The organism is Oribacterium sinus (assembly GCF_014202695.1).
GTDB lineage: Bacteria > Bacillota > Clostridia > Lachnospirales > Lachnospiraceae > Oribacterium > Oribacterium sinus.
In genome coordinates this window covers 216,646-230,761 of the sequence record NZ_JACHHH010000003.1, presented here as the reverse complement: position 1 = coordinate 230,761, position 14,116 = coordinate 216,646, and the positions used below count along the sequence as shown (strand labels likewise).

10 protein-coding genes are annotated in these 14,116 nt (G+C 42.5%); 8 read left to right on the top strand and 2 right to left on the bottom strand.

What is annotated here, in order from left to right; translation table 11 throughout:
• Window positions 1–6: 6 nt before the first annotated feature.
• The 6 genes from HNQ46_RS04365 (at window position 7) to HNQ46_RS04340 (ending at window position 10,242) form a co-directional block, all read left to right on the top strand.
• Complete coding sequence (locus tag HNQ46_RS04365) at window positions 7–993, top strand: homoserine O-succinyltransferase (protein WP_183683348.1); 987 nt, start codon at window positions 7–9, stop codon at window positions 991–993.
• A 48-nt stretch (window positions 994–1,041) separates the two neighbouring features.
• A complete protein-coding gene (pepT, locus tag HNQ46_RS04360; protein ID WP_183683347.1) occupies window positions 1,042–2,280 on the top strand; it encodes a peptidase T in 1,239 nt (412 codons plus the stop codon).
• A 1,035-nt stretch (window positions 2,281–3,315) separates the two neighbouring features.
• Window positions 3,316–6,699, top strand: a complete 3,384-nt coding sequence (locus tag HNQ46_RS04355) for a glycoside hydrolase family 2 TIM barrel-domain containing protein (RefSeq protein WP_243155846.1) — start codon at window positions 3,316–3,318, stop codon at window positions 6,697–6,699.
• 357 nt (window positions 6,700–7,056) lie between these two features.
• Window positions 7,057–8,004, top strand: a complete 948-nt coding sequence (locus HNQ46_RS04350) for a DUF6033 family protein (protein ID WP_183683343.1) — start codon at window positions 7,057–7,059, stop codon at window positions 8,002–8,004.
• Between the two features lie 145 nt (window positions 8,005–8,149).
• Window positions 8,150–8,743 (top strand): 5-formyltetrahydrofolate cyclo-ligase, encoded by a 594-nt coding sequence (locus HNQ46_RS04345; RefSeq protein ID WP_243155845.1) that lies wholly within the window; start codon window positions 8,150–8,152, stop codon window positions 8,741–8,743.
• Between the two features lie 134 nt (window positions 8,744–8,877).
• Window positions 8,878–10,242 carry a uracil-xanthine permease family protein gene (locus HNQ46_RS04340; protein WP_183683339.1) on the top strand — a complete coding sequence of 455 codons (1,365 nt, stop codon included), beginning with the start codon at window positions 8,878–8,880 and terminating at the stop codon, window positions 10,240–10,242.
• 139 nt (window positions 10,243–10,381) lie between these two features.
• Here HNQ46_RS04340 and HNQ46_RS04335 read toward each other — a convergent pair whose 3' ends face one another.
• Together HNQ46_RS04335 and rfbC are read right to left on the bottom strand one after the other, a co-directional pair.
• Window positions 10,382–11,389, bottom strand: a complete 1,008-nt coding sequence (locus tag HNQ46_RS04335) for an RluA family pseudouridine synthase (protein WP_183683337.1) — start codon at window positions 11,387–11,389, stop codon at window positions 10,382–10,384.
• A 3-nt stretch (window positions 11,390–11,392) separates the two neighbouring features.
• Window positions 11,393–11,995, bottom strand: coding sequence for a dTDP-4-dehydrorhamnose 3,5-epimerase (gene rfbC, locus HNQ46_RS04330; RefSeq protein ID WP_040649518.1), 603 nt, complete (start codon window positions 11,993–11,995; stop codon window positions 11,393–11,395).
• Window positions 11,996–12,358: 363 nt separating this feature from the next.
• On the opposite strand from rfbC, the gene HNQ46_RS04325 reads away from it, so the two are divergent.
• Window positions 12,359–13,168 (top strand): flagellin N-terminal helical domain-containing protein, encoded by an 810-nt coding sequence (locus HNQ46_RS04325; protein ID WP_183683335.1) that lies wholly within the window; start codon window positions 12,359–12,361, stop codon window positions 13,166–13,168.
• Between the two features lie 527 nt (window positions 13,169–13,695).
• Complete coding sequence (locus HNQ46_RS04320) at window positions 13,696–14,097, top strand: Fur family transcriptional regulator (protein WP_183683333.1); 402 nt, start codon at window positions 13,696–13,698, stop codon at window positions 14,095–14,097.
• Window positions 14,098–14,116: the final 19 nt, after the last annotated feature.

Here is a 14,116-nt window from a genome sequence, read left to right as displayed (position 1 = left end):
GAAGCTATGCCTATTAAAGTACAGAACCATTTGCCTGCAAAGGACATATTGGAGAAGGAAAATATTTTCGTCATGGATGAACAGAGGGCGGTATCTCAGAATATTCGACCTCTGCATATTGCCATTCTCAACCTGATGCCCTTAAAGGAAGACACGGAGCTGGATTTACTTAGGGTGCTTTCCAACTTCCCGATTCAGACGGAAATCACGTTGATGAAGATGGAATCCCATGTTTCTACCCATACCAGCTCCGTTCATTTAAATACCTTTTATGTTAATTTTTCTTCCGTGAAGGAAGAGTATTTTGACGGCTTAATCATCACCGGAGCCCCGGTGGAGAAGATGCCTTTTGAAGAGGTTGGATACTGGAAAGAACTTACGGAAGTTATGGAATGGTCCAAAACCCATGTGTTTTCCACTTTCCATATTTGTTGGGGGGCCCAGGCGGGGCTGTACTATCATTATGGAATTCAGAAAGTGCCTTTGGAGAAGAAATTAAGCGGAATCTATTCCCATAGGGTTCTTCATAGGAAGAAAATGCTGATGAGGGGAATGGATGATGAGTTTTGTGTTCCCCAATCCCGTTATACCGGACTGGATGAAGAGGCGGTTAAGAAAAATAAAGAGCTTTATGTGGTGGCGGATAGTGAAGAGGCAGGAAGCTACTTGATTTTGGCCTGCTCTTCCCGCCAAATTTTTGTTACCGGTCATTCCGAGTATGACCGGTATGACTTGGATAAGGAGTATAAAAGAGATTTGGCAAAAGGAATCAATCCGGAGGTTCCAGTGAATTATTATCCTGATGACAATCCGGAGAATACCCCGATTTTATCCTGGCGCTCCAGCTCCAACTGTACCTATAGTAACTGGTTAAATTTTGTGTACCAGGAGACTCCCTATCGTTTGGAGGAAATGCGACCGGTTTCGGAGGACAGTTATCTTCGGGATGACCATAGAAGTGAAAGAGACAGTACCGTAAAGTCTGCCGATTAAGGGAACAAATAGTGACAGAAGCAATGAGTACAAGTAAAGGAGAAAATTATGGATGCAGTAGAACGTTTGATTCGCTACTTAAAGATTGATACGGAATCCGTACCGGATCAGGAAAAGATTCCTTCCAGCGAGAAGCAGTTTGATCTGGCAAGAGTCCTGGAAGCGGATTTAAAGGAGCTGGGCGTAAAGGATGTACAGTGTACCGACCATGCCTATGTTTACGGGAAAATTCCTTCCAATTTATCGAGGGAAGAGCAGGAAAAGACTCCTGCTTTAGGTTTTATTGCCCACATGGATACTTCTCCCTCCGCAAGAGGAAAGAATGTGGAGCCCAAAATTGTAAAGGATTATGACGGAAAAGATATTGCTTTAAACGAATCGGAAGTTCTTTCTCCGAAGGTATTTCCAAAGCTTTTAGAAGCAGTAGGACAGGATTTAATGGTGACCAACGGAAAAACCTTGTTGGGAGCGGATGATAAGGCAGGCGTTGCGGAAATCATGGCTATGGTGGAATATATTCAGACCCATCCGGAGTTTCGTCATGGAGATATTTGCATAGGTTTCACACCGGATGAAGAGGTTGGAGCAGGTGCAGACCTCTTTGATGTTCCTCTTTTCGGAGCAGAGGTGGCTTATACCGTAGACGGCGGCACCCTTGGCGAGGTGGAATATGAGAATTTTAACGCTGCCGGCGGAAAGGTGAAGATTCATGGGGTGAATGTTCATCCCGGTTCTGCAAAGGATAAGATGATGAATGCCAATCTTTTGGCGATGGAATTTAATGCTTTACTGCCAAATTGTACACCTGCCAACACAGAAGGGTATGAAGGTTTCTTCCACCTGTGTTCCTTTGTGGGAGAGGAAAGTCTGGCTACTTTGGACTACATTATTCGTGACCATGACTGGGAGAAATTCCAAGAAAAGAAGAGAATTTTTCAAGAGGTGGGAGAGAAGCTGAATCAGAAATACGGAGAAAAGGGTGCACATTTTTCCGTAGAAGTGAAAGACAGTTACTATAATATGGTGGAAAAGGTTCGCCCCCATATGTATTTGATTGATGTGGCAAAAACTGCCTTTGAAAAAGAGGGAGTTACCCCGAAGGTCTTCCCCATCCGTGGAGGTACAGACGGTGCCAAGCTTTCTTTTATGGGCTTACCCTGTCCCAACCTGTCTACAGGAGGAGAGAACTATCACGGTATTTATGAATATCTGAATCTTAATTCCTTCAAAAAGATGATTCCGGTGCTTTTAAAGATCTGTCAGGAAATGATTGGGAAAAAGAGCTAAGAGAAAGGACCTTCGAGTATACATTCGAAGGTCCTTTCTTTTATCATTATAGACTGCTTTGTCGTCCATCACTGGAATCCCTTTATGAAGGGACTTTTTTACAAGTTCTGTAGGTTTATCCTACTCGTCTTGTTTCTTATACTATATTCTTTTGTATGCTAAGCGTCTCACTTATCGCTTATCCATATTTTAAAAAGTAACCCGCTTGCTTTTCTTACGATTCATTCCTCCTCTATACTAATGCTCCTTCTCTGAAACATTCGTATCGGAATTCCCTTTCCTCTTATCTCAGAGAAGAGAGCTCATCGTCACTGTTTTCATCATGGATGCTGTACATCCGATAGCATTCCTTAGGAAACTCTATGCTTCCTTTTCGGGAAATGCTTAATATTCAATTGTCTTATCTAGCCATTGGTTTGTACCACCTTTTTCCGAATCGCTTCTCTATAATTTCAAAATGGAATTTCACCATGATTTTATATATTTAAAGCGCTTATGATGGGAAACCGATTCTATTGGAAACCTGTTCTTTTCAGAAAATAAGAAGAAAGTCTTCTGCAAACCGATAGCATAATTCCCGCTATACAAGAGTTAAGTTTTCTCTACTCAGTTAAGTCTCCAGTAGAAGTACTGTTCTTCGTCCATTGGATTGTACCTCTCTTTCTTGATTATAGTTCGCAAACCTTCCGTTTGCACTTTGCAAATCTCTAACTCTTTCTCTTCGAGCTAAAGATTTTTTGCTGTTATTTTCTTTCTTGTGCCTATAGGATAGCACAAAAAATTTCTTTTGTAAAGGAAAATTAAATAAATATTATTTTTATTTTTGCGAAAAAAGAGACGATAAAAAAGAACATTTCTCTTTGTAAATAAAATTTATCGTATTAATAAAACTAATTTTCAACAATCCGATTTATAGAATCCTCTTGTTTGAAAATCGATCCCGGAGAAAAGGGAAACTATAGACGGGAAGCTTTGTTTTGCCGTAGAATAGCATATGGAGTTCAGTTAATACTTCGTATGGAGAGGAATAAAGCTATGTTTCGTTATGAAGAAATTAAAAATCCGGAATATTATCAGGAAAATGTCCTTTTGCCCCATTCGGATCATATTGCCTACCGTAATGCTACGGAAGAAAAGCTGGGGAAAAGCTCCCTGCGAAAAAGTCTGAATGGATTATGGAAGTTTCATTATGCAAGGAGAATAGAAGACAGTATTCCGAATTTTGAAAGTTCGGAGTATTCCTGTAAGGACTGGGAGGATATTGTGGTGCCTGCCCATATTCAGTTGGAGGGATATGATGCACCTCAGTATGCCAATGTGCAGTACCCCTGGGAGGGGCATGAAAGCATCCGTCCGGGAGAAATTCCCCGGCATTTTAATCCGGTGGCTTCCTATGTAAAATACTTTATTCTGCCGAAGGAGTGGGGAGATCAGCCGGTGCGTATCTCTTTTCAAGGGGTGGAAAATGCCTTTGCCCTGTACTGTAACGGAGCTTATATCGGCTATCACAGTGATTCCTTTACTCCTGCTGAATTTTCTCTTGAGGGCTTTTTAAAGGAGGGAGAAAATAAGCTGGCTGTTCAGGTTTACAAGTGGTCTGCAGCCTCCTGGTGTGAGGATCAGGATTTCTTCCGTTTTTCCGGAATTTTCCGGGAGGTATATCTTTATACCCTGCCTAAGTTGCATTTAAAGGACCTGCATCTTCGGACAGAGATGAGCAGGGATTTTAAAGAAGGAAAGCTTTATTTTTCGGGAAAAATCGAAGGCCGGGAGAAAGAAACAGAAAAAGAAACAGAAAAGGAAACAGAAAAGGAAACAGAAAAGGAAACAGGGAAGGAAGAAGGAAAGGGAATTCTTCGCTATAGCCTTTTTGATGGGGGAGTCTGCCTTCCCAAGGGAAGAGGCTTTGCTGTAGAGCAAAAGATTGTTTCTAAAGGAGAAATCCCTGTATCGGGGGGAATGAGCGTTTCCGAAGAAAAAAATGCTTTGGATTGCAAAACGAAGCTTTCTCAAAAAGCCGGGGAAGAGTTTACAAAAATCCATCAGGAATTTCCTTACAGTACCGTGGAATTTTCTATTTCACTGGAAGCTCCCAAGCTTTGGTCTGCGGAACAGCCCAATCTCTATACCTTGGTTTTGGAGCTTTGTACGGAAGAGGGAGAAGTACTGGAATATATCGTGGAAAAAGCGGGGTTCCGTCATTTTGCCCTGGAAGACGGACTGATGAAAATCAACGGAAAGCGCATTGTTTTTAAGGGCGTAAACCGACACGATTTCAGCAGCTTAACGGGAAGAGCAGTAAGTGTTTCGGAGATGGAGAAGGATATCCAAACCATGAAGCGAAACAATATCAATGCCCTTCGTACCTCTCATTATCCCAACAATTCCGCCATCTACCGTCTGGCGGATGAGTACGGCCTTTATGTAATGGATGAGTGTAATATGGAAACCCACGGCAGCTGGGACACCTATGCCTTTACAAAAGATATAGACTATGTGCTTCCCAAGGATAAAAAAGAATGGGAGGCCATGCTTTTACAAAGAATTGAAAATATGTGGCAGAGGGACAAAAACCATCCCTCCATCCTGATTTTCTCCTGCGGAAATGAAAGCTTCGGTGGATCTGTCATTCATGAGATGGCAAAACGTCTTCGCAGCTTGGATTCCTCCAGACTGGTGCATTATGAGGGACTCTTTAATGACCGCTCCTATCCGGACAGCAGTGATATGGAAAGTCGAATGTACCCACCGGTTACGGAAATCAAAGACTATCTTTCCAAGCACAGGGAAAAGCCCTTCCTGCTTTGTGAATATGCCCATTCCATGGGGAATTCCTTAGGGGCTTTGTATAAGTACACGGAGTATGCGGAAGAGGAGCCTTTGTTTCAGGGAGGCTTTATCTGGGACTATGTGGACCAAAGCCTTTGGAAGAAAAACCGTTACGGTGAAAAATATTTAGCCTATGGGGGAGATTTTTCCGACAGGCCTTCGGATTTTCAATTCAGTGCCAACGGCATTGTTTTTGGGGGGGATAGAAATCCAAAGCCCCAGATGCAGGAAGTGAAATATCTCTATCAAAATATCTTTTGTACCTTGGAAGAGGAGGAAATTTTGATAAAGAATCATTCTCTTTTCCAATCCACTTCAGAACTGGATTGTAAACTTTCCCTTTATCGTTACGGAAAGCTTTGGAAGGAGTGTTTGTTGGAAACAAATGTTCCGCCCCAATCTGAGGGGAGAATCCCTAATCCGTTTTTAAAAGAAGAATTGGAGGGAGAGTATACTCTTCGGATTAGTTTTCATTTAAAGAAGGATAGTTTGTACGGAGAAAAAGGCTTGGAGATGGCCTTTTCGGAAAAAACCTATACGGTAGAGAAAAAAGAGACTTTGAGGCTGTATCTGTTGGGGGAAGAACAACAGGAGGAACATTGGGTGAGAAGCTGGGAGAAGCTTTTGGAAGAGTGGGGAAGTGCTTCGGAAGTGCTTCCGGAAGACTTTCAGATTCTTTCCTCGCCCCATAATATTGGTGTACGAGGCAGTTCTTTTGAGGCAATCTTTTCTTTGATTCAGGGAGGGCTGGTATCCTACCGATATGGAGGAAAAGAGTATTTGGAGGCCATGCCAAGACCTAACTTCTGGCGTGCTCCCACCGACAATGACACGGGAAATCTGATGGCTTTTCGCTATGCCCAGTGGAAAACAGCAAGTCAGTATTTAAGTACAAGAAGCCCTGAGGCAAGCCTAATGTTGGAAAAACCGCAAGAGGTGCTGATGAAAATGGAGAAAGGTTGCTTCCTTATTCGTTACAGCTATCATTTGCCTACCAATCCAAGAAGCAGCTGTCAGATGCAGTACAGCGTTTTCCCGGATGGAAAAATCAGCGTAAGTCTGGACTATAGTCTGCCCAAGGAGGGAGAATCTGTCCTTCTGAAACAGCTGTCCGAGCTTCCGGAATTTGGGGCTCTCTTTACTCTAAATGCGGATTTGGAAAACTTTTCCTGGTACGGCTTGGGCGAAGAGGACTGTTATGCCGACAGAAAGCATGGCGGAAAATTGGGCATTTATCATAGGAAGGTAAGGGATAATTTTGTCCCCTATGTTTTCCCCCAGGAGTCCGGAAACAAGGCGGAGGTACGACTGGCGACTCTCACTGATGAGAAGGGCAGGGGCTTAGTTTTCTTAGCGGAAAATGAAGAGGGGCAAATGAATGTTTCAGCCCTGCCCTGGACTCCCCATGAAATTGAAAATGCCTGCCACGGTTATGAACTTCCTCCGATTCACCATAGTATCCTGCGTCTTTCCAAGGCCCAGATGGGGGTAGGAGGAGATGACAGCTGGGGCTCCTATACCCATGAGGAGTTTTTGGTGAAAGTTAAGGATAGGATTCATTTCAGCTTTTCCTTCCGAGGGATTTGCTAAAGCGGAGTTACTTAAATAATATGTGAGAGGGCTGTAAAAAATCAAAATAATTTTCTAAGCAATATAGGTCTGAAATTGGGGCACGCTTTCGCTAGCTTCGCCACGTAGCAGTACTAACTTCAAGCTTCGTTTCACTTGCTTTCAGTAAGTACTGACGGGCTCAGACTACCCCTCAGTCAGACCTATATTGCCGAAAATTTCTTTATTATTTTGATTTTTACAGCCCCTTATTTTTTTGGAGAAAATGACGAAATTTTCCTTATAGAAATGTTTCTCCCTGTACAGGGTGTTTTTCACTTGCTTATTTTGGGAAATACTTTGTTTTTTCCGGAAATGGGCTGTAGTAAAGGAGGCAATATGCTGGAAAATGTGCGTGCCGTAGGAAAGGATTCCTACCAAAACAAGATTTTATCCAAGGTTGAGAGCGGAAAAACCAAGGAAAGCCAAAAAGTGGATAAACAAGCCTCCGGCAAGGAAGCGGAGCTTGCAAAGGCTACAGGAGGGAAAGAAGCTGTAGTACAAAGAGACAGCTTGGAGCTATCCGATAGAGCGAAGGAAGTGGCAGCCAAGGGGACACAGGCGACTAAGGCGGAAAAGACGAAAGCACTGAGTGCCGAGGAGGGACTTTCCGATAAGGCGAAAACCTACTTAAAGAATTTGCGCCGTTCTCGAAATTTTGTGGATTTTCGTATTGCGGAAAAGGGAAAAGAGAATGATGCCTTAGCAGGAAAGAGCAATAAGGAATTTACCGTTGTTTTAAGCAATGAAGAAATTGAAAAAATGGCAACGGATAAGAAATTTGAAAGAGAGCAATTAAATACATTGGATCAGACCGTAAAGTCTATGCTTATGGCACAGACAGGGATAGGGAATGATAACGGGGCCAATAAGACCAATGTGGAGGACATTAAGAGTATTGCGGCAAAAACCCAAGAGGACGGCACCACCATGCTGATTGCCAGCTTGGAGAAGAGTACAAGCTCTGCCAGAAAGATTGCGGAAGAGCAGGATAAAAAGCGGGAAGCGAAGAAGCTGGAAGAAAAGCAGGAAGCGAAGAGAACGGCAGAAAAGGAAGCGCTAAAAGGCGGTAAAAAAGCGGATAAGGCCCAAAAGACAGAGAAGGCGGAGTCCAAGGATAAATTATCGGGAACAGAAAAGTCGAAGGAGGGCGAAACAGAAACAGAGACGATTCATGATGTGGAAAAAACAGCTGTGAAGCGTGTGGAAGTAAGGGGAAGAACCATAGAAGAGCTTATGGAAAACTTGAAAAAGCTGGATTGGACAAAGGTTCCGGTGACAGAATAAAGAGATAGCTCTCCTGCTTTATTGTGAAATAAAATAGGGAAGTCAATTTATAATTTGCTTATATAAATTTTATTTTTGTTTATAATTAAAAAGATTCATGCTATACTTTCTCCTTGTAAGGGTTGAACTGTCTTTAGGAGGAAGTATGGCATTTTTTTCATTTTTGGATCAGAAAAAGAAAAAGGATGCACTTAGAGAGCTTGCAAAGGAAAGAAAGAGAGGAATTTCCGCAGAACAACTGGAAAAGGCCAATAGGGAAATTCATCTTCGCCTTTTGCAATCTCCTTTTTTTCTGGAAGCGGAAAGGATCTTCTCCTATGTGAGTATGGAAGGGGAGGTGGACACCAGAATTATTTTGGAAACGGCTTTACAGATGGGGAAAAGAGTGTGCGTTCCCCGATGTATTCCGGGAAAAGAGCATCTGATGGAGGCGGTAGAGATTCATAGTATGGAGGAACTGATTCCCCAGACCTATGGAATTTTAGAACCAAGAAAAGAACTCCCTTCTTCTACGGACTGGTGCTTTGACTTGTCTTTGATTCCCTGTGTAATGGCGGATCAAAGGGGGGGAAGACTGGGGCATGGAGCAGGCTACTACGATCGATTCTTGGAAAAGAGCAGGGGAAAAAAGTTATGTTTATGCTTTTCCTGGTTACTTTACGATAAGATTCCCATGGAAAAAACGGATATCCACATGGATGCGCTATTAACAGAGGAAGGCTACTTTGCATTTCATTAAGAATCTTTCACAAAAGGGGAAAATGATTTCTGTAAGAAATGCCAAGTTGTATTCTGTTAAAAATTTAGCTAGTATAAGTGAAGTCAAAAAATTAATTTGTTCCCAAAAAATATTTTTGGTCAGGAGGAGCGAAAATGGGCGTAGAGCAAAACAAAATGGACGAGTTGTTTAAATGGGATGGAAAGCCGGATGTGGCACCTACCATTTCTTTGGCGTTACAGCATCTGGTAGCCATGATTATCGGTTGTGTAACGCCGGCTATTATTATTTCCAACGTAGCCGGATTGGAAATCGGACAAAGAATCATCTTGATTCAGGCATCCTTAACCATGTCTGCAATTTGTACCTTCTTCCAGCTTTTTCCCTTAAAGAAAGGCGTATTTGGAGCAGGCCTTCCTATGATTTTAGGAATCAGCTTTGCATACCTTCCCAGTATGCAGGCGATTGCCGGAGAAGGCGGCGGAGTAGGAACCATTGTGGGTGCTATGATGGTTGGTGGAATTGTTGCAATTATTGTAGGAATCTTTGTAAAAAGAATTCGTAAATTCTTCCCTCCACTTATTACCGGAACCGTTGTATTTACCATCGGTCTTTCTCTTTATCCCACAGCGGTAAATTATATGGCAGGTGGAGTGGCAAACAACGCTGAGTTAATTGCCAAGAAGGGACTTACCACAGCTTTGATTTACGGTTCTTGGCAGAACTGGCTTGTGGCTTTTATCACATTGATTGCTGTAATGTGCTTCAGCACCTTCGGTAAGGGCGTATTTAAGCTGGCTTCCATCCTTTTGGGAATGGTAGTAGGATATTTGGTGGCTCTTGGCTTTGGAATGATTTCCTTCAAGGAAATCGGAACCGCTTCCTGGTTCTCTCTTCCCCACTTCCTGCCCTTTGGCGTTCAGTTTAGTGTACCTGCTTGTATTTCCATCGGTTTACTTTTTGCGATTAACTCCATTCAGGCTATCGGTGACTTTACCGCAACAACCATGGGCGGATTTAACAGAGAGCCCAGTGATGATGAGCTTCGTGGCGGAATCATTGCTTACGGTGCAACCAACTTCTTGACTGCATTCTTTGGCGGACTTCCAACTGCGACTTACTCTCAGAACGTAGGTATCGTAATTTCTAACAAAGTAGTAGCAAGAAGAGTATTCGCAACAACCGGCTTGTTTATCTTAGCTTGCGGTCTTTGCCCGAAGTTCTCCGCATTACTTACCACTATTCCTCAGTGTGTATTGGGAGGAGCTACCATTACCGTATTCTCTACCATCGCAATGACCGGAATTAAGCTGATTACCCAGGAACCGTTGACTGCACGCTCTACTACAGTGGTAGGTCTTGCAGCAGCAGTTGGTGTGGGAATTGCACAGGCTCCCGCATCTTTAGGACAGTTCCCAACATCCTTCACCATGATTTTCGGAAAGTCTCCTGTAGTATTGGCAACTATCATTGCAGTATTCTTAAATATTGTATTGCCAAAGGAAAATAAAAAAGCTTAACTAAACGAGATATCGCACGCTTTGCGCACGATACTCGTTATGAATTAAAAGAGACGTTACATAAGATAAAAGAAAAAGTGCTCAGACCGGGTCTGAGCACTTTTTCTTTTGGCATCCTTTTTTTCTTTTGCCCTAAAGTTTATTTTTGGAGCATAGATAAATCCGGAGGCAGCTCTCGCTGAAAGAACATTTTTTCTTTTCCAATCGGATGGGTAAAGGAAATGGAGTAGGAGTGGAGAGCCTGCCGGGACAAGCCTATATTTTGTGAAAAAACACTTTCTTCCCCATTGCCGTATAGACTATCCCCCAGTAGGGGGCAGGAGAGGTAAGAGAGGTGGACGCGAATCTGATGGGTCCTGCCGGTGGCCAGCTGAAGTTGCAGAAGAGAATAGTTTTTCCCGGGAAAATAGTTTAAGACATTAAAATAACTGAGGGCTTCCTGCCCTTTTTGAAAATTCACAGTTCTCAGCATTTTTTCTTCTTCTACTCTGGCGATAGGCGCAGATATGGCAAAGGCATAGTTTAATTCTTTTTTTTCCTTTTCCTCAAGCCGTGTGAATCCCTGAATCTCGCCTAGGGAAAATTCAGGATTTCCCTGACAAAAAGCCAGATAGCTTCTTTGAATACGTCCTTCTTTCATGTCTTTGTTTAGAACCGATGCCGCCAGACGATTTTTTGCCAGAAGGATTAAACCGCTGGTATCCAAATCCAACCTGTGGATAAAGTGGCAAACAAAAGAAGATGCAGAAGAATTCTGCATCTGATAAAAAACTATGGCTCCGGCTAAAGTCTGTTCAAAATGTCCCGGAGAGGGATGACAGGGAAGTCCTGCAGGCTTATTTAGCAGGAGGATATCCCGGTCTTCATAAACAATGTCCAAAGGAAAATCGTAGGGAGGTGCACTGTTCTCTTCCTCCATGGGAAGGTAGACAGAAAGGCAATCCCCCTCCGCCAAAAGATCCACGGTAAAGGCCCATTGACCATTCTTTTCAATCCCGTAATGTTCCTTTTTCTCCTCAAAAAAATGAACTCTCTTTAAGGCGGAAAGAAGGCTTTTGGTATAGCCCTGTTCTAAAAGAAAAGCTTCGATTGTCTTGTTTGCAAAATCTCCCGGAACGGTATAGGTAAAAAGAGTAGGAATGCTCATGGGTTAAAAGGAAAAGGTTTCTGCCAGAGGAAGCCAGAGCTCATCCTTTTCGGAGAGAAGAAGGGGACTGCCGTCTTCCATAGTGTAACCGTCTTTTTTCGCATTTCCGGCATAAGTACCCTTTAACTCCGGCCACCGGATGCCGATGCTTGGATCATTCCATGCCAGACCACCTTCATCTCCGGGATGATAGAAGTCTGTTACCTTGTAGGCAAATTCAGCGGTATCGGAAAGAACCAGGAAGCCATGGGCAAATCCCTCCGGAATATAGAACATTTTTTTGTTTTCTTCACTGAGGGTAATGCCGAAATGCTTTCCGTAGGTCTTACTGTTCTTTCTTAAATCTACAGCTACGTCATAAACTCTTCCTTTTAATACGCGAACAAGCTTTCCCTGTGGATATTGCTTTTGAAAATGTAGACCGCGTAAAACACCCTTTACAGACATACTTTGATTGTCTTGTACAAAGCGGAGATTAAGCCCCTGCTCCTGGAAATCTCTTTCATTGTAGCTTTCCATAAAATAGCCTCTGCTGTCCTGATGGATAGTGGGCGTAATAATGCATAATCCCTCAATGTCCGTTCTTTCTACCTGAATCTGTCCCATGAAATTTATCCTTTCTCCATTCTTGTAAGTTGTAGGAAATATAGCGCTTTCTTTTTCCGAAATAGGAATAAAGTAAGAAATACCATCGATATTTTAGCATAAAATTTTTTTTTCACATAATACTTATTTTTTAATATTTGTCTCCGATATATATACTGTAACAAGAATAAAACAAAAAAACTTGTTACAAAATATCTCTTCTATAAAGAAGAGGACATTGGTCTTCGGACCCTAACAGCCAAAAGGCAAAAATTCGTCGAAAGACAAGAAAAGGCAAAGAAAATTCTTCTTTTCTGGCGCCGGAAAAGGAGATTTGCATAGGACAGGGAGGTTCTGGCATGCCGAAATCAGGAGGATATTACTATGGTTATTCAACACAATATTGCAGCAAACAACGCTTACAGAAACCTTTCTTCTAACGCAACTAACAGCCAGAAGAACTTAGAGAAGCTGTCTTCCGGTTATAGAATCAACCGTTCTGCAGATGATGCAGCAGGTCTTGCTATTTCCGAGCAGATGCGTTCCAAGATCAACGGTCTTGATCAGGCTTCTGCAAACGCAAGTGATGCAATCGGCTTAATCCAGACTGCTGAAGGTGCTTTAACAGAGACTCACTCCATGTTACAGCGTATGGTAACTCTGGCTACTCAGTCTGCTAACGGAACTTACAACAGTACCGCTCGTGCAGCTATCGGAGAAGAGGTTACTGCTTTAAAGGCAGAAATCGACAGAATTTCTTCTACAACTGACTACAACGGTGTTAAGCCAATCGGTTCTACTTCCGCTATCACTGTTCAGATTGGACCAACTTCTGTAGAAACTTTGAGCATCGCTGCTGCAAAGATGGATGCAACCAGCTTAGGTGTTAGCGGAATTGATGTATCTTCTGTATCTGCAGCTAACTCTGCTATTACAAAGATCAACGAGGCTATCAACACTGTATCTACTCACAGAGCAAAGCTTGGAGCATCTCAGAACCGTCTTGAGCACACCATCAACAACCTTAAGACCACAAACGAGAACATGACTGCAGCTGAGTCCAGAATCCGTGATACGGATATGGCTAAGGAAATGGCAGCTTTCACTAAGAATAACATTCTTAACCAGGCTGCACAGTCTATGCTTTCTCAGGCTAACCAGCAGCCACAGGGAGTTCTTTCTCTCCTTAGATAAGCTTTATAGTATTTTTAAGACCATCGGAGCTGAAAGAAAAAAGAAGAGGCAAGGTTCATCAGCTGATTCTTTTCTTCCGATGGAGTCCCACTTAAAAATAGAATGGATTATTATGTCTATGGAAAGAAGTTATCATAGTTTAACTATGGTGACTTCTTTTTTTGTTCTATCTTATATTGAAAGCGATCTATCGAAACATCCCCATCGGAACCGATCTATCGAAATATCCCCATCGAAACCGGTCTATCGAAATATCCCCATCGGAACCGATATATCATGAAAACGGAGGAACGAAGGCTTGGTGAAAGCTAATGCCATTTCCTCGTAAAGCAAGAGAAGAAAGAGGAAAAATAGTTAGATGGAACTAACTTTCAGTATTTTTTAAAAAACAAAAAAATTTTCAAAATCCGTTGACAAGGACAAAAAAAAGCGATTATAGTATGCCATGTTGATAGTAATTATCAATTTTGTTTTTTGAAAGCCTCAGGAACTTTTGAAAGACAAAGCAATAAAAGAAAGGACGGCCGATGAATTATTCACGACAGCGTGCAGAGGTACTGGATCAGATTAGGGAGCATGAAGACCATCCTACTGCAGATGTAATATTTGCAGAACTACGCCAAAAGGATCCCAGCATCAGTTTGGCAACGGTATATCGGAACTTAAAGTTACTTTCGGATTTAGGAGAAATTCGGAAACTTAGCTTCGTATCAGGAGCGGATCGTTTCGATCCTACCGTAAAACCCCATTATCACTTTGTATGTGAGAGATGCGGGAAGGTTTATGACATTCCTATGAAGGTTGCGGAAGCACTGGATTCGGAGGCGGAAATGTATATTCCGGGAGCCATTACAGGTCATGATTTGGTGTTCCGAGGAATATGTGATGAATGTGGAGCTTTGGAGGGCTTCAAGGATTCACAAAAATAAGTTGAGTTTGAGCATTTGC